At 59.1% G+C, this 18991-nt stretch carries 12 protein-coding genes and 1 pseudogene; 6 read left to right on the top strand and 7 right to left on the bottom strand.

Features of this window, described 5'->3' with window-relative positions; all coding sequences use genetic code 11:
• The first annotated feature begins 6 nt into the window (after window positions 1–6).
• Together MMG91_RS27955 and MMG91_RS27950 are read left to right on the top strand one after the other, a co-directional pair.
• The gene (locus MMG91_RS27955; RefSeq protein WP_310661353.1) at window positions 7–1746 is read left to right on the top strand and encodes a PTS fructose-like transporter subunit IIB; all 1740 of its coding nucleotides are present in this window, start codon (window positions 7–9) and stop codon (window positions 1744–1746) included.
• Between the two features lie 194 nt (window positions 1747–1940).
• Window positions 1941–3406: pseudogene (locus MMG91_RS27950) on the top strand (alkaline phosphatase D family protein).
• Window positions 3407–3648: 242 nt separating this feature from the next.
• Here MMG91_RS27950 and MMG91_RS27945 read toward each other — a convergent pair.
• Entirely contained in the window at window positions 3649–6174 is a 2526-nt protein-coding gene (locus MMG91_RS27945; protein WP_310661352.1) for a sulfite reductase flavoprotein subunit alpha, read from the bottom strand.
• Window positions 6175–6323: 149 nt separating this feature from the next.
• Window positions 6324–8582, bottom strand: coding sequence for a TonB-dependent siderophore receptor (locus MMG91_RS27940; protein WP_310661351.1), 2259 nt, complete (start codon window positions 8580–8582; stop codon window positions 6324–6326).
• A gap of 206 nt (window positions 8583–8788) precedes the next feature.
• Here MMG91_RS27940 and MMG91_RS27935 point away from each other — a divergent pair, with 206 nt between their 5' ends.
• Together MMG91_RS27935 and MMG91_RS27930 are read left to right on the top strand one after the other, a co-directional pair.
• Complete coding sequence (locus tag MMG91_RS27935; RefSeq protein ID WP_310661350.1) at window positions 8789–9469, top strand: Fe2+-dependent dioxygenase; 681 nt, start codon at window positions 8789–8791, stop codon at window positions 9467–9469.
• Window positions 9470–9526: 57 nt separating this feature from the next.
• Window positions 9527–10228, top strand: coding sequence for a tetratricopeptide repeat protein (locus tag MMG91_RS27930; protein WP_310661363.1), 702 nt, complete (start codon window positions 9527–9529; stop codon window positions 10226–10228).
• Between the two features lie 60 nt (window positions 10229–10288).
• On the opposite strand, the gene MMG91_RS27925 is transcribed toward MMG91_RS27930, so the two are convergent.
• Window positions 10289–11452, bottom strand: coding sequence for a type III PLP-dependent enzyme (locus MMG91_RS27925; protein WP_008067252.1), 1164 nt, complete (start codon window positions 11450–11452; stop codon window positions 10289–10291).
• Between the two features lie 1046 nt (window positions 11453–12498).
• On the opposite strand from MMG91_RS27925, the gene MMG91_RS27920 reads away from it, so the two are divergent.
• Entirely contained in the window at window positions 12499–13395 is an 897-nt protein-coding gene (locus MMG91_RS27920; RefSeq protein ID WP_310661349.1) for a hypothetical protein, read from the top strand.
• A 59-nt stretch (window positions 13396–13454) separates the two neighbouring features.
• Here the strand turns inward: MMG91_RS27920 and MMG91_RS27915 are convergent, their stop codons facing one another.
• Genes MMG91_RS27915 through MMG91_RS27900 form a run of 4 tightly spaced genes read right to left on the bottom strand, consistent with a single transcriptional unit; the run spans window position 13455 to window position 16905 of the window.
• Window positions 13455–14612, bottom strand: a complete 1158-nt coding sequence (locus MMG91_RS27915; protein WP_310661348.1) for an ABC transporter ATP-binding protein — start codon at window positions 14610–14612, stop codon at window positions 13455–13457.
• Window positions 14609–15262, bottom strand: a complete 654-nt coding sequence (locus MMG91_RS27910) for an ABC transporter permease (RefSeq protein ID WP_007900392.1) — start codon at window positions 15260–15262, stop codon at window positions 14609–14611. The genes MMG91_RS27915 and MMG91_RS27910 overlap by 4 nt, the downstream gene beginning before the upstream one ends.
• Window positions 15263–15274: 12 nt before the next feature.
• Window positions 15275–16168 (bottom strand): glycine betaine ABC transporter substrate-binding protein, encoded by an 894-nt coding sequence (locus MMG91_RS27905; RefSeq protein WP_310661347.1) that lies wholly within the window; start codon window positions 16166–16168, stop codon window positions 15275–15277.
• Between the two features lie 20 nt (window positions 16169–16188).
• On the bottom strand, window positions 16189–16905 hold the full coding sequence (locus MMG91_RS27900; protein ID WP_007900385.1) for an ABC transporter permease: 717 nt from the start codon (window positions 16903–16905) through the stop codon (window positions 16189–16191).
• Window positions 16906–17233: 328 nt separating this feature from the next.
• On the opposite strand from MMG91_RS27900, the gene MMG91_RS27895 reads away from it, so the two are divergent.
• Window positions 17234–18817, top strand: coding sequence for a peptide chain release factor 3 (locus MMG91_RS27895; RefSeq protein ID WP_310661346.1), 1584 nt, complete (start codon window positions 17234–17236; stop codon window positions 18815–18817).
• Window positions 18818–18991: the final 174 nt, after the last annotated feature.

The following is an 18991-nucleotide window of genomic DNA, read 5'->3' as shown; positions in this document are numbered from 1 at the left end:
TTTGCAATGAAATTAGCCATTGTTACGGCCTGCCCGAACGGCATGGTCACCAGTGTGCTGTGCGCTCGTCTGCTCGATGCAGCGGCCCAGCGTCAGGGCTGGAGCACCAGTGTCGAAGTCGTTGATGCGGCCCATCCGGAACGCCAACTGTCGGCCGCGACCATCGAGGCCGCCGAGTGGGTGTTGCTGGTCACCAGCGCGCCGGTGGATATGTCACGGTTCGTCGGCAAACGCGTGTTCCAGAGCACCCCGGCCCAGGCCCTGCAAGATGTCGAAGCGGTGCTGCGTCGCGGGGTGGAGGAGGCTGAGGTTTACGTTGCGCCCGAAGCCGTCGCCGAGCCGGCTGCCGTGGTTAAACATGCGCCACGCCTGGTGGCTGTCACCGCGTGCCCGACCGGCGTCGCCCACACCTTCATGGCCGCCGAAGCCTTGCAGCAAGCGGCCAAGCGTCTGGGCTACGACCTGCAAGTGGAAACCCAGGGTTCGGTCGGCGCGCGCAATCCGCTTAGCGCAGAGGCGATTGCCAATGCTGACGTGGTGCTATTGGCGGCAGACATCGAAGTCGCCACCGAGCGGTTCGCCGGCAAGAAAATCTACCGTTGCGGTACTGGCATTGCGCTGAAACAGGCCGAGGCGACGCTGAATAAAGCCTTGGCTGAAGGCAAACAGGAAAGCGCTTCGACCGGCGCCAAAGGCCCGGCCAAGCAAGAGAAGACCGGCATCTACAAACACCTGCTGACCGGTGTGTCGTACATGCTGCCAATGGTGGTGGCGGGCGGTCTGATGATCGCCTTGTCCTTCGTGTTTGGCATCACCGCGTTCAAGGAGGAAGGCACGCTGGCGGCTGCGCTGATGCAGATCGGCGGCGACACCGCGTTCAAACTGATGGTGCCGTTGCTGGCGGGGTACATCGCCTACTCGATCGCTGACCGCCCGGGCCTGGCGCCGGGGATGATCGGTGGTTTGCTGGCGAGCACCCTGGGCGCCGGTTTCATCGGCGGGATCATTGCCGGTTTCATCGCCGGCTATGCGGCCCAGGCGATCAATCGTTATGCGCGTTTGCCGCAGAGCCTTGAGGCGCTGAAACCGATTCTGATCATTCCGTTGCTGGCGAGCCTGTTCACCGGTCTGGTGATGATCTACGTGGTCGGCAAACCGGTGGCCGGGATGCTCGCGGGGCTCACGCATTTCCTCGACAGCATGGGCACCACCAACGCGATTCTGCTCGGTGTACTGCTGGGCGGCATGATGTGCGTCGACCTCGGTGGGCCGATCAACAAGGCGGCTTATGCGTTTTCGGTAGGGCTGCTGGCATCGCAGAGTTATGCACCGATGGCCGCGACCATGGCCGCCGGCATGGTGCCGCCGATTGGCCTGGGCATCGCTACATTCATTGCCCGACGCAAGTTCGCCCAGACTGAACGCGAGGCCGGTAAAGCGGCGCTGGTGCTGGGGTTGTGCTTTATCTCCGAGGGGGCGATTCCGTTTGCGGCGAAGGACCCGCTACGGGTGATTCCGGCGAGCATCGCCGGCGGTGCGCTGACCGGCGCGTTGTCGATGTACTTCGGCTGCAAACTCATGGCGCCTCACGGTGGGTTGTTCGTGATGCTGATTCCGAATGCGATCAACCATGCGCTGTTGTATCTGCTGGCGATCGTGGCCGGGAGTTTGCTGACGGCGGTGGCGTATGCGCTGCTCAAGCGGCCGGAAACGGTGGAGTTGGCGCTGGAACCGGCTAACGCCTGACAGCCAAAGACGCCAAACCCTGTGGGAGCGGGCTTGCTCGCGAAAGCGGTCTGACAGCCAGCATTAATGTTGAATGTTAAACCGTCTTCGCGAGCAAGCCCGCTCCCACAAGGGATCTGCAGCATCGGCAGACTTTTGTGTCATGCCGCAGTCATACAGCCATGCTTAAGTTTTCCTTTTTCAGGGAGAACACCATGAGCGAATTCGATCTCAGCCGTCGTCGTGTCATGCAGGTCGTTGGCGCCGGGCTGGCGATTTGCTGGGCGACCGGGCGATGATCTGGAGCCGTAGCGACCGTGCGGCGCGGATGGTGGTGGAATGGGACACGCGCAGCCTGTTCAATAACCCTCGTCGATTTGTCTCGCCCTTGGCCGATGCCCGCACCGACTTCACCGCCCGGGTCGAGCTCACTGGCCTGCCCGCCGATCAGGCGATTTTCTATCGCGTGACGTTCGAAGACGCCCAGAGCGGTGTCGCCAGTGAACCCTGGTTCGGTCATCTGCGCAGTGTGCCAACCGCCCGGCGGGATATTCGCTTTGTCTGGAGCGGCGACACGGTCGGCCAGGGCTTCGGCATTAATCCGGACATCGGCGGCATGCGCATCTACGAAGCCATGCGTCTGCGCCTGCCGGACTTTTTTATCCACAGCGGCGATACGATCTACGCCGACGGCCCGGTGCCGGCGCAACTGACCACCGAAAGCGGTCGGGTGTGGCGCAACATCACCAGCGAAGCCAAGAGCAAAGTCGCCGAAACCCTCGACGACTATCGCGGCAATTACCGCTACAACCTGATGGACGAAAACATTCGTCGCTTCAACGCCGAGGTCCCACAGATCTGGCAGTGGGACGACCACGAAGTGGTGAACAACTGGTCGCCGGGCAAGCAGCTGGATGAGCGTTACAAGAGCAAAGATATCCACAGCCTGGTGGGCCGCGCGCGCCAGGCCTGGCTGGAATACGCACCGATGCGCTTGCAGAGTGCCGATGACGGCGGGCGGATTTATCGCAAGCTGAGTTATGGGCCGATGCTGGATGTGTTCGTGCTCGACATGCGCAGTTATCGCGAAGCCAATGACGACAACCTGGGTGCCGCCAAACCGTTTCTCGGTCGAGAACAATTGGACTGGCTCAAACGCGAATTGAAAGGCTCCCAGGCCCAATGGAAAGTCATCGCCGCCGACATGCCCATTGGCCTCGGCGTGCCCGATGGTGAAGTCAGCCCCGGTGTGGCGCGGTGGGAAGCGGTGGCCAACGGTGATCCAGGCCCGGCTCAGGGCCGTGAAGTGGAGATCGCTGAGTTGCTCGGTTTTCTGCGGGCGCAGCAGGTGCGCAATTTCGTATTCCTCACGGCGGATGTGCATTACTGCGCGGCACACCATTACCACCCGGACCGCGCAGCGTTTCAGGACTTCGAACCGTTCTGGGAGTTTGTCGCGGGGCCGCTGAATGCGGGGAGCTTCGGGCCTAATGCGCTGGATAGAACCTTCGGCCCCGAAGTGGTGTTCCAGAAGGCACCGGCGGCGCAGAACACCTCGCCGTTTGCCGGGTTTCAGTTTTTTGGCGAGGTGAACATCGATGGGCAGACGGGGGAGATGAGTGTGGTGCTGCGGGATCTGGATGGGGTGGGGGTGTTCGAGCGCAAGTTGCAGCCAGTTTGAGGCTNTTGGCGAGGTGAACATCGATGGGCAGACGGGGGAGATGAGTGTGGTGCTGCGGGATCTGGATGGGGTGGGGGTGTTCGAGCGCAAGTTGCAGCCAGTTTGAGGCTGCATGATCGTTCCCACGCTCTGCGTGGGAATGCAGCCCGGGACGCTCCGCGTCCCTTTCAAGCCGAACGCGGAGCGTCCGTTGAGGCATTCCCACGCGGAGCGTGGGAACGATCAATCAATGTACCGCGCTATTAGTAGACGTCGCGGCGGTAGCGGCCTTGTTCAATCAAGCGCTCGACTTCAGCTGCGCCGAGCACATCGTTGAGCACTTGATCCACGCCTGAAGCCATCCCTTGCAAGCTGCCGCAGATGTAAATCACGGCGCCATCGGCCAACCATTTCTTCAATTCACCGGCAGATTCGCGCAGGCGATCCTGCACATAGATCTTCTCGGCCTGATCCCGGGAGAATGCCAGATCCAGCCGCGCCAGATCACCATTGATCAACCACTCTTCCAGTTCCGCGCGGCACAAATAATCGTGCTCGCGATTACGCTCACCGAACAGCAGCCAGTGACGCTGCTGCCCGTCGGCAATCCGTGCCTTGAGCAAACTGCGCAGCCCGGCCAGCCCGGTGCCGTTGCCCAACAGGATCATCGGCACCGGTTCGTTCGGTAGATGGAAACCACTGTTGCGTCGTACCCGCAAACTGATGCTGCTACCCACGGGCGCGTGTTCGGTCAACCAGCCGGAACCGACGCCCAGGCTGCCGTCGGGATGCAGTTCCTGACGCACGATCAACTCCAGCACACCGTCGGCGGCGATCGAGGCGATGGAGTATTCGCGCATGGCCAATGGCACCAAAGCATCCGCCAGCGCTTGCGCGTGCAGGCCGACCAGATGGGCGCGGTTCTCGGGCAGTTGGCGGCTGGCCAGGGCTTGGTCCAGAGTGTGCGACAGGCCATCGAGCGCTACCGTGGCGCGACCGTCGATCCCCAGGCCCTCGAGGAAATGCTCAATGGCCCACGGGCAATTGCGCGGCAGCACTTCCACCAGGTCACCGGCCAGCCAGCTGCTGGTGGTGGGGGCGCTGAGGCCGAGCAAATACACGGGCGAACCGCTGCTGTCCGGGTTCATCCGTTCGCGGCGGGTCAGGGTCCAGTTGTCGTAGCTTGGTGCTTGCCAGGTATCCACCGGCGCCTGACCCGTCAGCAGGCCGAGTTGCTGTTGCCAGTGACGCAAGGCGTAAGGGTCGCCGCTGTCGACTTCCACCGGGGCGAACAAGGTCTTGCCGCCGTGCTCGCCCAGCCAGGTGTGCAAGCGGCGGGCGAAGCCGCAGAAGTGTTGATACTGACGGTCACCGAGGCCGAGCACGGCATAGTTAAGGCTGTCGAAGCTCAGTGCACGACCCAGCACTTTGCGTTCGAATCCTCGTGCGCTGTCCGGCGCTTCGCCGTCGCCGAAGGTGCTGACCACAAACAATGCGTTGCTGGAATCCTGCAGGTCCTGTTCGCTGACATTGGCCAACGGTTGGACCTTCACCGGCAACCCGGCGGCCTGCAATTGCCCGGCGGTCTGCCAGGCCAGTTGTTCCGCGAATCCGCTCTGACTGGCGAAGCCGATCAGCCATGCCGGCGCGTCACTGCCCGGTTGCGCGAGGCCTTTGCGGGCGTCCTTGATCTGAAGTTTCTTGCGTCGACGGTCCAGGTACAACAACCAGCCAGTGATGAAAAACAGCGGCATGGCCAGCGCGGCGATCGTCACCATTATCCGCCCGATAATCCCGAAATAACTGCCGACGTGCAGCGCGTAGACACTGGTCAGCAGTTGCGCCTTGAGGCTCTTGTCGCTATAGCGGTCATGGCGGCTGACGATGCCGGTTGCCGGATCGAGGGTGAGCTGGTTCCGTGCCTGGTCGTGGGGGGAATTCTTCAGCAGGTAGAACACCGTTGCCGGTTGCCCGGCCACCGGTGGCATACGAACGTTGTAGGACGAAAGACCAGGGCCGGCGGCGCTGTAGATGCTGCTCCATATCGCGGCGTAATCGGCGGAGGGAGCCGGGCCGCTTGGCGCAGGGCCGCGATTGCGCACTCGTTCGTTTTGCGGCGAATCGGAAAGCAGCCGCGTCAGGCCCTTGTTGTACCACTCGTACGACCAGGTCAGCCCGGTCAGCGCCGCCAAAAGATAGAACACCAGGCACCAGGTACCGGCCACCGAATGCAGATCCCAATTGAAACTGCGGCCCTTTTTATTCCAGTCCAGAGTCAGCCAGGCGCGCCAGTTTTTCCACTGACGCGGCCAGCGCAGGTACAGGCCGGACAGACAGAAGAACACCAGAATCAGCGTACAGGCGCCGGTGATCTGCCGGCCGATATCGCCCATGGCCAGGACCCGGTGCAGTTGCAGCATCAGGCCAAAGAAATCCTGGCCCGTGACGTCGCCCATGAACTCGCCGGTGTATGGGTCGAAGTAACGCATCGGCCCGCGACGTTCACCGGGTGGCGCCGTGAAGATCACCCGCGCGGCGTTGCCGCTGTCGGTCTCGACCCAGAGCATCGAGACTGTCTTGCCCGAAGCACCTTCGATTTTTTCTACCAGCTCGGCAGGCGGCAGTACGCCGGCAATCTGCTTCTCGACGTGCAGCACAGAGGGGTTCAACGCCCGCAGGATTTCATCCTGGAACGATACCGCCGCCCCGGTGATGCCCATCAGGGCCAGGACCAGTCCGGCGCTGATGCCGAAAAACCAGTGCAACTGGAACAGGGATTTCTTCAACACGTCGCTCGCCTTGTTCGTTCAAAAGTCATCATCACGGCGCGCATTATGCCGTGAGTTGTCGAGAAGCATTCTTTTTTACAGGCAAAAGCCCCGTTCACTTCGATGAACGGGGCTTTTGCCTAAGAGCTTTGGCCTTCACGCTTCTGTTATCAGAAGTGGAAGTTGGCACTCAGCAAGGCGGTACGGCCCGCCGCCACGTGGGCGTAGTGGTTCTGGAGTATCTGATCGAAGTAACGCTTGTCGGTCAGGTTCTGTACGTTGAGTTGCAGGTCGACGTTCTTGGTCAGGCGGTAGCTGGCCATCGCGTCGTAACGCCAGTAGGACGGGATCTCCACCGAGTTGGCGACGTTGCCGAACTGGGAATCGACGTAGGTCGCGCCGGCACCGACGGTCAACTTGTCCGGCACCAGGTCGTAGGTCGACCAGAACGTGAAGTTGTTCTGTGGAGTGCTTGGCATGTGGTTGCCTTCATCGGCGGCGAGGGTGGTTTTGACCACTTCGCTGTCCATGTAGGTGTAGCCACCGAAGACTCTCCAGTTACGGGTCAGCTTGCCGGCGTAGCTCAGCTCCAGGCCATTGACCTGCTGTTCGCCGTCCAGCACTTGCGTAGTGCCGCCGTCCGGATCGTTGATCCGCGCGTTGGTTTTCTCGGTGCGGAACAGCGCGGCGGTCAGCGACAGATCGTCACCGAAGAAGTCCCACTTGGTGCCGATTTCGTAGTTGCGGTTCTTTTCCGGGTCCAGACGGCTGTTGTTCGCTGCCAGTTCCAGGCCACCGTTGCCGCTGGTTTCGCCAGCCGGATTGCTGGAGGTCGAGTACGCCGCGTAGATGCTGCCGTTAGGCAACGGGTTGTAGACCACGCCGATCTGGTAGTTCACCAGGTCGCTGGTGTTCTGACGGGAGAAACTGCCCGCTGGAGCTGTGCTGCTAGCGTTGGCGAAGCCGCTGGATTCGACCTCGTAGTTGTCATAACGCAGGCCCAGGTTCAGGGACCATTGCTCGTTGAACTTCAGGGTGTCGAACACGTAGGCTGCGGCGGTCTTGATGTTGGTGTCAGTGAAGGCTTTGCTGTCGGTGATCCTGCCGTTCCAGTTATCCCCAGGTGTCGGGTTGTACAGGCTGGTGCAGTCGCCGGAGTTGAACAGGGCGCGGTTGCATCGAGTGCCGCTGGCGGTGGAGGTCAGGAGGTACGGGCGGTTGTGGGTGTCCTGATAGGCAAACTCCAGGCCGGTCACCAGATTGTGCTCGATGGAGCCGGTGTTGAACTTGGCGCTCAGGTCGGTCTGGTTGATCCAGCCGCTGGACGTCGAGTTACGGGTCTTCGCGCCCCGGTACACGTTGCCATTGACCACGTTGCCCTTGCTGTCGTCCGGGTTGCTGACGATGTAGTCCAGGGTCGAACGGGACATGCGGAAGCTGTTCGACACGGTCAGGTTATCGTTCAGGTCGTGCTCGATCTTGATGGTGCCGCTGTCGTTGCTGGTCTCGCGATAGTCACGACCGGTTAGGCCGTAGAAGTTGTCGCGATCGACATTCACAGGCTTATCGACGTTGTGCTTGCTGCGGTTGGGGCTCAAGGTCAACGGGATGCCGTAGTCGGGCATGTCGTCGGTTTCCACGTGGTAGTAGCCGACGGTCAAACGAGTGTCGGTGCCCAGGCCGAAGGCGAAGGACGGTGCGACACCCCAGCGGCTGACGTCCACGGTATCCCGGCCGGCGACGTTGGCTTCGTGCTTCATCAGGTTCAAGCGCAAGGCCGAGGTGTCGGTCATCTGCTGGTTCAGATCAAGGGTGGTGCGCTTGGTCTGATCCGAGCCCCAGGTGAAACCGCCGTTATAGGCATTGCCCAGCTTGGCGGTCTTGCTCACCAGGTTCAGGCTGCCACCGGTGGAACCGGCGCCGGTGAAGGCTGAACCCGGGCCCTTGCTGACTTCGATCGATTCAACGTTGAAGATCTCGCGGCTCTGGGACGCAGGGTCGCGCATGCCGTCGACGAACGTGTCGCTTTCGGCGTTGAAGCCGCGAATGATCGGACGATCGCCGGCCGGGTTACCGCCCTCGCCGGCACCGAAGGTGATGCCCGGAGTGGTGCGCAGGGCGTCGACCAGGCTGGTGGCGCCGGTGTCGCGAATCACTTGTTGCGGGATCACGGTGACGCTTTTCGGCGTCTCGCGCAGTGGCGCGGTGTACTTCTTGGAGGCCGAAGTATCGGTCTTGTAGGAGGTGTCATCCTGCTCGCCCACAACGCTGGTCGCGTCCAGGGAAATCGCATTGTTCGGTGCTTTTTCGTCAGTCTTCTCGGCCGCGAAAACCATGTGGCCCGCAGAGCCGGCAGTGATCGCCACGCCAATTGCAGACGCGAGCAAACGCGGTGAACTGACCGTTAATTGTAGTTGTTGGCGTGACATGTGAATTCCCCTCCCCAAGGATTTGAGGCCGCGGAATATAGGGTAAACACGTATTTGTATCAATTGCGAAACGTTGCTATTCGCGATTAATTTACATTCTTTACAATTTACCTTTACGGTTTTTGCCGTTTCATTCGTCACACGGGTTTTACATCGGCAATAAGAATCAATACCATTGGCGCCCCTTTGCCTTCAGGTGTCTTTCCATGTTGCTGCACATTCCCGGCGTGTTCGCGAAAGAAGAAGTGCAGCGCATTCGCGAGGCCCTGGCGCAGACGGATTGGGCCGATGGCAAAATCACCGCCGGTTACCAGTCGGCCAAGGCCAAGCACAACCTGCAACTGCCGGAAGGGCATCCGTTGGCCAAGGAAATCGGCGCGGCGATGCTCGAACGGTTGTGGGAAAATCCACTGTTCATGTCGGCGGCATTACCGCACAAGGTCTTCCCTCCGTTACTGAACTGTTACACCGCCGGTGGCAGTTTCGACTTTCACATCGACAACGCCGTGCGTCAGCCCAAGGGCAGCATTGAGCGAGTGCGCACCGACCTGTCGGCGACGCTGTTCTTCAGTGAACCGGAGGACTACGACGGCGGCGAACTGGAAATCCAGGACACCTTCGGCACTCAGCGCGTGAAATTGCCGGCCGGCGACATGGTCCTGTATCCCGGCACCAGCCTGCACAAGGTCAACGCTGTTACGCGCGGCACCCGTTACGCCTCGTTTTTCTGGACCCAAAGCCTGGTGCGTGAAGACAGCCAACGCGCCTTGCTGTTCGAAATGGACGGAGCGATTCAGCAGCTGACCCAGGACATGCCCGACCATCCTTCATTGATCCGCCTCACCGGCACCTATCACAACTTGCTGCGTCGCTGGGTCGAGGTGTAAGTGACGGACTTTCGGTTGCACCGCGAGGAAATCCTCGACGGCGACCGCCTCAAATCGATGCTCGAAGAAAGCCCGGCGCGAGCGGCTCAGGCGATCCTGATCGCTGCCCGTGAAGGCGTGCTCGATGCTCAGGCGTTGCTCGGGCAGATCTTGCTGGACGGGCGAGGGATTGAGCAGGATCAGCCGCTGGCTGTGCGCTGGTTCGAGATCGCGGCCCAGGGTGGACACTTGATGGCGCGCAACATGCTCGGCCGTTGTCATGAACATGGCTGGGGTTGCACCGCCGATGCTTCGATAGCCGCGGGGCACTATCGTGTTGCCGCTGAAGCAGGGCTGGACTGGGCGATGTACAACTACGCCAATCTGCTGGCGACTGGTCGTGGAGTGATCGAGGATCAGGTGCAAGCGCTGAGTCTTTATCGGCAGGCAGCTGAATTGGGCCACGCGAAGTCAATGAACTTGCTGGGGCGTTATCTGGAAGAGGGGCGGGTTTGCCCGGCAGATCCGCAAGCTGCCCGTGACTGGTATCGACGCTCGGCGGTCGGCGGGGATTTTCGTGGGCAGTTCAGTTATGCCGCGGTGTTGGCGGATGAAGGCAAGATCGACGAGGCGCTAGGTTGGCTGCACAAGGCACTGGACGGCGGGAATCTGAATTTTTTGCGGGTGGCGAGTCAGACGTTATCGACGTCGACTGATCCAAGGATTCATGGGCTGGTCACCGAGTATCAACAGCGTGCTCGGGAGCTTACCCCGAGATAGATCGTTCCCACGCAGAGCGTGGGAACGATCAGCTGAACAAAAAAAATCTACGAGTAGCGCTTACACGTAGAACGACTTCAGCGGCGGGAAGCCATTGAATTCAACAGCGCTGTAGCTGGTGGTGTAAGCACCGGTCGACAACCAGTACAAGCGGTCACCGATCGCCAGGTTCAGCGGCAGACCGTACTTGTAGTTTTCGTACATGATGTCAGCGCTATCGCAGGTTGGGCCGGCGATAACCACTTCTTCCATCTCGCCTTTCTTCTCGGTCCAGATCGGGAACTTGATGGCTTCGTCCATGGTTTCGATCAGGCCGGAGAACTTGCCCACATCCGTGTACACCCATCGCTCGACGGCGGTACGGGATTTACGTGCAACCAACACCACTTCACTGACCAGAATGCCGGCGTTGGCGATCAGCGAACGGCCCGGTTCCAGGATGATTTCCGGCAGCTCGTCGCCGAAGTCTTCCTTGAGGAAGCGGATGATTTCTTCAGCGTAGGTTTCCAGGCTGTTGGTGCGGGTGATGTAGTTGGCCGGGAAGCCACCGCCCATGTTGATCAGCTTCAGGTGGATACCGTCTTCTTCTTTCAGGCGCTCGAAGATCACTTTGACCTTGGCGATCGCCGCGTCCCAGACGCTGATGTCGCGCTGCTGCGAGCCGACGTGGAAGGAGATGCCGTAAGGCACCAGGCCCAGGTCGCGAGCGAGGATCAGCAGGTCCATGGCCATGTCGGTCTGGCAGCCGAATTTACGCGACAGTGGCCAGTCGGCGGTGGTCGAGCCTTCGGTCAGGATGCGCACGTAGACTTTCGAGCCTGGAGCCGCCTTGGCGATGTTGCGCAGGTCGGCTTCGGAGTCGGTGGCATACAGACGCACGCCCTTGTCGTAGAAGTAGCGAATGTCTTTGGATTTCTTGATGGTGTTGCCGTAGCTGATGCGATCCGGGCCGACGCCCTGGTTCATCACTTTATCGAGCTCGTAGATCGAGGCGATGTCGAAGTTCGAGCCTTTCTCTTTGAGCAGGTCGATGATTTCAACGGCCGGGTTGGCCTTGACCGCGTAGTAGACCTTGGCGAATTCAAAACCAGCGCGCAGGTCGTCGTAGGCCTGGCTGATCATCGCGGTGTCGATCACCACGAACGGGGTTTCTTGTTTGTCGGCGAAAGCCTTCATTTTCTGGAAGGTATCGCGCGCGAAATAGTCTTCGACGTTGATCGACATGCTGGGAACTCCTACTGGCAAACTGAAATTATCAATGGGTGCGAGGGTGTGTCATCAATGAGTTCGCGAGTGCGTTGTCGCCTGAGCGCGTGCCAGGCAAGGCGCAGGCCGCCGCTCATGGTCATTCCCTTCGCAAGGCCTGCAACGCAGCATGGCGCGCGCTCAGGCACAACCCGAAGGGCCGGGCCTGCTTTTGCGCACTCGTGAACTCATTGATGACACACCCTCCTGAACGCCCTCCGTATCCCCACTTTGGTTCGCCTACTTCCCAAGGCATGTCGCCGAAAGCAAAAAGGCCATGGGAGGCGGTGCTTTCCCTTGGCCTTGCTGTCTCGTCGTCAGTACTTGAGCCGGATGGATCGTTTCCAGCATGGACGTTCGGCGCGAACTTTAGGGCGTGAGGAGCTTGAGATCAACAAAAAATGTCGCGTTTTTGCACGCTTCCGTCGTGCGGTCCCTGACACTCACTTGTGTAAAGGACCTAAATGACAAGTTTATGTTCCCCCGAGAGTCATTTTCAGCCTGATTCCATCGGGCCACCCTCGCCAATCTGAGGCAAAGTAGGTGCGATCCAGCTGTGAAACGACGCATGTTTATTCGAATTTAGTGTAAGGGACTGTCATTTCTAGCAGGTTCATTAGTTATTTATTGTCTGTAGAGTGTGAGCATCAGTCGCTGGGGCGTAGGTGCTAGTTTCCCTGGTTATTGAAGATGATTTATGCGGTAGTGTTCGGGCGCAGTCATATAAGAGCTTTGGTTGATGTTGTATATCGCTGGCTATGATGAACACTAATAAATCAGACTGTCACCCTTGATGACCAAAAAGTTTGGACGTTGAAGTCAGTGCGCAGACAGTAAGTCCAGTCGCTTTTAGGGTGGTATGAGTCGGGTGCAGTATTGGCCAGGAGGGTATGTAAGGTTAGTTTGCGTTCAATAGCTCAGTTTTGGTGCGAATGCTTCAGCGTCGATTGTAGAGATTTTTGCTCTCGAGTCCTCTGGCCGAAAGCATTCTCTCGAAATTCAGTTGTTTTAATTGGAGGTAGTGAATGGGCAAGGTAGCTCCTGTTTTGCTCGTGTTGATGCTTTCGTCCTGTGTCGGTTATCAATCGGGGGGCACTAACATTGGAGGTGGGATTGCTGTTAAATCACTGGTGACGGTGGGCGAAGAGACTGCTAAAAGTTTGACGGAGAGTTATGAGCGTGTAGTTTCCTCTTGCCCATCTTTCGAAAAGCAATCCGCGATTACGTGTTCTGGGGTGCTCCTGAGAGGAACGCATAGTTCTATCGCATACCATTCCTGGAATCCGAATCCATCCCCTTCGACGACCGGTGTCTCGTTCTCGTATGTGCGCAAAGATATCAAGTTTAATCAAATTCTTGGTTACAGTAATGGATTTATTTTTTATCCCCAGCAGGAAATTCCCAAGGATAAAATAAACATAGATGTTTTATGTTTTTTTCCGATAGATGGGGTCACGAGTATCCGTGACAGTGAAGGTTGTGGTCAGATGGATGGCTATCCAGATAGCCGCGAGTGCCAAGTTCAGGGTATTGCTACGGCTACGGCTTGGGCCAAGCACTTTGAAGTTGCTCCGCATAAATATGTATGCGGGTTTAATATTCGAAACTCTTTGGGTGGAGGCGCTGTAGACGCGTTTAATGAGGGGTTAAAAGCCCAGAAGTTAGTCCAGGATTTTGCATTTCGTGAATGGACGGAGGTGCGAACAGTGAAATGGGCCCAAGACATCGGAAAGGTGCTGCCGATCAAAGCATTCTTTTATTTCAGTACCAGCGGTCTGTGGGGGGCTCAGCATGATCAAAAAGATTTTCGGGCGCAGACAAGTATTTCGCTGCCAATAATATACATCAAAATGCCAGAATCTCCCTCAGAGGATGCGACATTCCACTTTATTCCTGAGGATCAGGCAATACCGCTTGGTTAACAAAACTGGCTAATGAGTCGCGGACAGTAAAGTTAAATTTATGTCCGCGACGAGCCGAGTCAGGCCAGAGTAACCTCGGCTGGCGAAACGATACTGGTCTTGCCCCCACGAGACTTACCAGAGCTCAAATACTCGGCAATCGATTCCTGAGTCACTTCCCCCAGGAACACCCGCTCGGCATCCATCACCGGCAGCCACGACCGGTTGAACTCATACATCCGCGACAACAGGATGCGCAAATGCTCGTCATACGCCGCCGTGGCGTTGAATTCGCGCAGGTACTGCCCGCAAGTGCCGCTCTGACGGTGCAGGTCGCGACGGCGCACGTAGCCCAAGGCCTTGTTCTCGGCACAGGTCACCACCACGTAGCGACGGTCCAGTTCGTCCATCAATTCCAGCGCTTCGGCCACCGGAGTTCCCGGGCTCACCGAGGGCGCGTTGTCCGCCGCGTCTTCGGCTTTCACCAGCAACAGACGCTTGAGGGTGCTGTCCTGGCCGACGAAGTTGCTGACAAAGTCGTCCGCCGGGTGCGCCAGCAGCGTATCCGGATGGTCGATTTGCAGCAGCTTGCCCGCGCGGAAAATCGCGATCTTGTCGCCGAGCTTGATCGCCTCGTCGATGTCGTGGCTGACCATGATCACGGTCTTGTTCAGCGCCCGTTGCATCTCGAAGAATTCGTTCTGGATCATCTCGCGGTTGATCGGGTCGACCGCGCCAAACGGTTCGTCCATCAACAGCAATGGCGCATCCGCCGCCAGCGCGCGAATCACGCCGATCCGCTGCTGCTGGCCACCGGACAATTCACGCGGATAGCGAGTCAGATACTGCTTGGGTTCGAGCTTGATCATGCTCATCAACTCGCGGGCGCGGTCGTGGCATTTCTGTTTGTCCCAGCCGAGCAGGCGCGGAACGATGGTGATGTTTTCTTCGATGGTCATGTTGGGGAACAGACCGATCTGCTGGATCACATAACCGATGTTGCGGCGCAGGGTCACGGCGTCGAGGTCGGTGGTGTCTTCGCCGTTAATCAGGATCTTGCCAGAGGTTGGATTGATCAGGCGGTTGATCATCTTCAGCGTGGTGCTTTTGCCGCAGCCCGATGGCCCCAGGAATACGCAGATCTCGCCTTCATTGACGGTCAGGCTTACCGAGTCCACGGCTTTCACATCTTTGCCGTTGCTTTGGAAGGTCTTGCTGAGGTTTTGAAGTTCGATCATTTGAGCAGCCCTTTTGGAGTCAGCGTGCGTTGCAGCCATTGCAGGAGCAGGTCGGCGAAGATGGCCAGGAGACTGACCAGCACGGCGCCGACGATCAGCATCGACATGTCGCTGCGGCTGATGGAAGCGAGAATGAGTACACCGAGGCCACCGGCGCCAATGGTGGCGGCGATGGTCATCACGCCGATGTTCATGACCACGGCGGTGCGCACGCCGGCGAGGATCACCGGCACGGCAATCGGCAGTTCGACCATGCGCAGGCGCTGGCCGAAAGTCATGCCGATGCCGCGCGCCGCTTCGCGAATACCCGGTTCGACGCCAGTCAGCGCCAAATAGGTGTTACGCATGATCGGCAGCAACGAGTACAGAAACACTGCGGTGATCGCTGGCATCGGGCCGAGGCCCTGGCCGAATTTCGAGTAGAACGGCAGCAGCAGGCCGAATAGCGCAATCGATGGCACGGTCAGCAACACCGTAGCGCTGGCTTGCAACGGGCCGGCCAGTGTCGGGAAGCGGGTCATCAGGATGCCCAGCGGCACGCCGACCAGAATCGCCAGGGTCACGGCAATGCCGACCAGGGTGATGTGCTGCCAGGTCAGGTGCAAAACCTGTGGCCAATCGAGATGGGAAAAGGCGTTCAAAAATTCCATGGCTTTTCCTCCTCAGTTGATGGGGTGCTGGCGCAGGAAATCTGCAGCAACGGATGAAGGACTTTCGTGATCGACATCGACCCGCGCGTTGAGCTGACGCATGGTGGCGTCGTTGAACAGTTCGGCCAGCGGCTTGAGCTCTTCGGCGAGTTTCGGGTGGGCGTCGAGGTAAACCTGACGCACCACCGGCGCGGCGGTGTAGTCCGGGAAGTAGTGCTTGTCGTCTTCCAGCAACTTGAGCTTGAAGGCGTTCAGGCGACCGTCGGTGGTGTAGACCAGACCGGCGAACACCTGGCCATTGCGCAGCGCGGTGTAGACCAACCCGGCATCCATCTGGCGGATGTTGTTGCGGGTCAGGTTCATGCCGTAGAGATCAACCATGCCGTCCAGACCGTCGGAACGGTTGGCGAACTCGGTGTCCAGGGCGACGAGGTGATTGGCCTTCGCCTCAGCCTGCAGCACCGTGTTCAGCTCGCTCATGGTGTTGATCTGTGGATAAGCCTTCGCGGTGTTTTCCGGCAGGGCCAGGGCGTAGGTGTTGCTGAACTTCGACGGCGTGAGCCAGACCAGACCTTTTTTCGCGTCGAGTTCTTTCACCCGGGCGTAGGACTGAGCGCTGTCGAGCTTGTCGGTGACGTGGTTGTAAGCCACCAGCGAGACACCGGTGTATTCCCACATCAAATCCAGCTGGCCACTTTCGTGGGCGCTGCGGGCCAGGTTGCTGCCCAGACCGCCGGTCACTTGGGTGTCGTAACCCTTGGTGCGTAGGTATTGGGAAGTGATTTCCGCCAGCAGGGTTTGTTCGGTGAACACCCGGGCGCCGATGCGGATCACCGGTTTTTCAGCGGCTTGGGCAAATCCTGCGAACAGCAGAACGCAGCCTAGTAAAAAGCTTAATTTCTTCATAAAAATTCCTTTGCCGAGGCTTAAGACGGGCGCAAGCCGCGTTCGAGCCAGAGGCGGCTGGCGAGTGTCACCAGGCCGTCGAGCAGCAAGGCCAACAGGGCGGTGCAGGCCGCGCCGAGCAGCAGTTGCGGCTGATTGTTCAGGGCGATGCCGGGGAAAATCAGGCTGCCCAGGCTGTTGGCGCCAATCAGGAACGCCAGCGGTGCGGTGCCGACATTGATCGCCAGCGCCACGCGCACGCCGCCAATAATGATCGGCACGGCGTTCGGCAGTTCGACCCGCCATAGCACCTGAGTCGGTGTCATGCCGATGCCAACGGCCGCTTCCTTGAGTGAACCCTGGACGTTTTTCAGCCCTTCGTAGGTGTTGCGCACAATCGGCAACAGTGAGGCGAGGAACAAGGCGAAGATCGCCGGGCCACTGCCGATGCCGAGGATACCCAGGGCGATGGCCAGTACGGCGAGAGGCGGCACGGTGTTGCCGATGTTGAAGATCTGCATGAAGCGTTCGGCGCGTCCAACCATGGTCGGGCGGCTGAGGAAGATGCCGGCGGGTATGCCCACTACAAGGGCGGCCAGCATGGAAACGAGGACGAGAATCAGATGAGCTTGCAGGTAAAACAACAAATCGTCGCGGTACTGTTCGATCGTGTTGATGCCAATCCAGTGGACCAGCAGGGCCAGAAGGGCGACGACAACCGCACCTCCTATCAGCCCTTTGCCATAGCGAATAGCCACAGGCGGACTCCTTTTTTCAGTCGGCGGACACCGCTTCGTGTGGCAATGCCATTCCTGGCTGCCGAAGTCAGTGTTCGCGAAAAGCAGCTCTATCAGTGCCGGTAAAACGGCCTGAAATCGAGCCATAAGCGCAGCCTCGTCAGGCTAACTTGCTGATTTTTCAGCCCTGACGAATAGCCGTAACAGGGGAGTGGACGCCTCCACGCTCTGAAAGGTTCCCATCTGAAGCAGCATTTGGCCACCCCTAATGTGCTCAACGGTTCGGTTCTTCGAGGAAGTTGGGCTATAATCGCGGCCCTTTTTTGAATCACCTGCCAGGCGATTTCCCATGACCAAACAGGCCGCCGAAGTCGCGAAACGCCGCACTTTCGCCATTATTTCCCACCCCGATGCCGGTAAGACCACCATTACCGAGAAGCTCTTGCTGATGGGCAAGGCGATTGCGATTGCGGGTACGGTGAAATCTCGAAAATCCGACCGCCATGCCACCTCCGACTGGATGGAAATGGAAAAACAACGGGGTATTTCCATTACCACGTCGGTCATGCAGTTCCCGTATCGCGATCACATGATCAACCTGCTCGACACCCCGGGTCACGAAGACTTCTCCGAAGACACCTACCGCACTCTGACTGCGGTGGACTCGGCCTTGATGGTGCTCGATGGCGGTAAGGGTGTAGAGCCACGGACCATCGCCCTGATGGACGTCTGCCGGCTGCGCGACACACCGATCGTCAGCTTCATCAACAAACTCGACCGTGACATCCGCGACCCGATCGAACTGCTCGACGAAATCGAAGCGGTCCTGAAGATCAAAGCCGCGCCGATCACTTGGCCGATCGGTTGCTACCGCGATTTCAAAGGCGTTTATCACCTCGCCGACGACTACATCATTGTCTACACCGCCGGCCACGGTCATGAGCGGACCGACGTGAAAATCATCGAGAAGCTCGACTCCGACGAAGCCCGCGCGCACTTGGGCGACGAGTACGATCGCTTCGTCGAACAGCTGGAACTGGTGCAGGGTGCCTGCCACGAATTCAATCAACAGGAATTCCTCGACGGCCAACTGACGCCGGTATTCTTCGGTACTGCGTTGGGCAACTTCGGTGTCGATCACGTGCTCGACGCCGTGGTCGACTGGGCGCCGCAACCGCTGCCCCGTGTCGCCAACGAGCGTACCGTGGAACCGGTGGAAGAGAAGTTCTCAGGTTTCGTGTTCAAGATTCAGGCGAACATGGACCCCAAGCACCGCGACCGCATCGCCTTCATGCGCATTTGCTCCGGCAAATACGAAAAAGGCATGAAGATGCGCCATGTGCGCACCGGCAAGGACGTGCGGATCGGCGATGCGCTGACGTTCTTCTCCTCCGAGCGTGAGCAACTGGAAGAAGCCTTCGCCGGCGATATCATCGGCCTGCACAACCACGGCACCATCCAGATTGGCGACACCTTCACCGAAGGCGAAGTCCTGGGCTTCACCGGCATCCCGCACTTCGCCCCGGAACTGTTCCGCCGCGTGCGCCTGCGCGATCCGCTGAAATCCAAGCAACTGCGTCAGGGCTTGCAGCAACTGGCCGAAGAAGGCGCCACTCAGGTGTTCTTCCCCGAGCGCAGCAACGACATCATTCTCGGCGCAGTCGGTGTGCTGCAGTTCGATGTGGTCGCCAGCCGTTTGAAAGAGGAATACAAGGTCGAGTGCTCTTACGAGCCGATCACTGTTTATTCCGCACGCTGGATCGATTGTGACGATAAGAAGAAGTTCGAGGAGTTCCGGGTCAAGGCCGTGGAAAACCTCGCTGTCGACGGCGGCGGTCACCTGACCTACCTGGCCCCGACTCGGGTCAACCTGGCGTTGATGGAAGAGCGTTGGCCGGATGTGAAATTCCGTGCGACGCGTGAGCATCATTAAGCGCTGAGCCGTAACACCAAAGCCCCGATGCGTAAGCCTCGGGGCTTTTTTGTGCCGCCTCGGTCCACTGTGGGAGCGGGTTTGCTCGCGAAAGCGGTCTTTCATTCAATATTGACGTCGACTGACCCGACGCCTTCGCGAGCAAGCCCGCTTGTGTCTTGCGCAGGAATTAGA

Source organism: Pseudomonas sp. JL3 (assembly GCF_031570575.1).
Lineage (GTDB): Bacteria > Pseudomonadota > Gammaproteobacteria > Pseudomonadales > Pseudomonadaceae > Aquipseudomonas > Aquipseudomonas cucumis.
The sequence above is the reverse complement of the archived record's forward strand: the minus strand, read 5'-3'. Positions and strand labels throughout refer to the sequence as shown.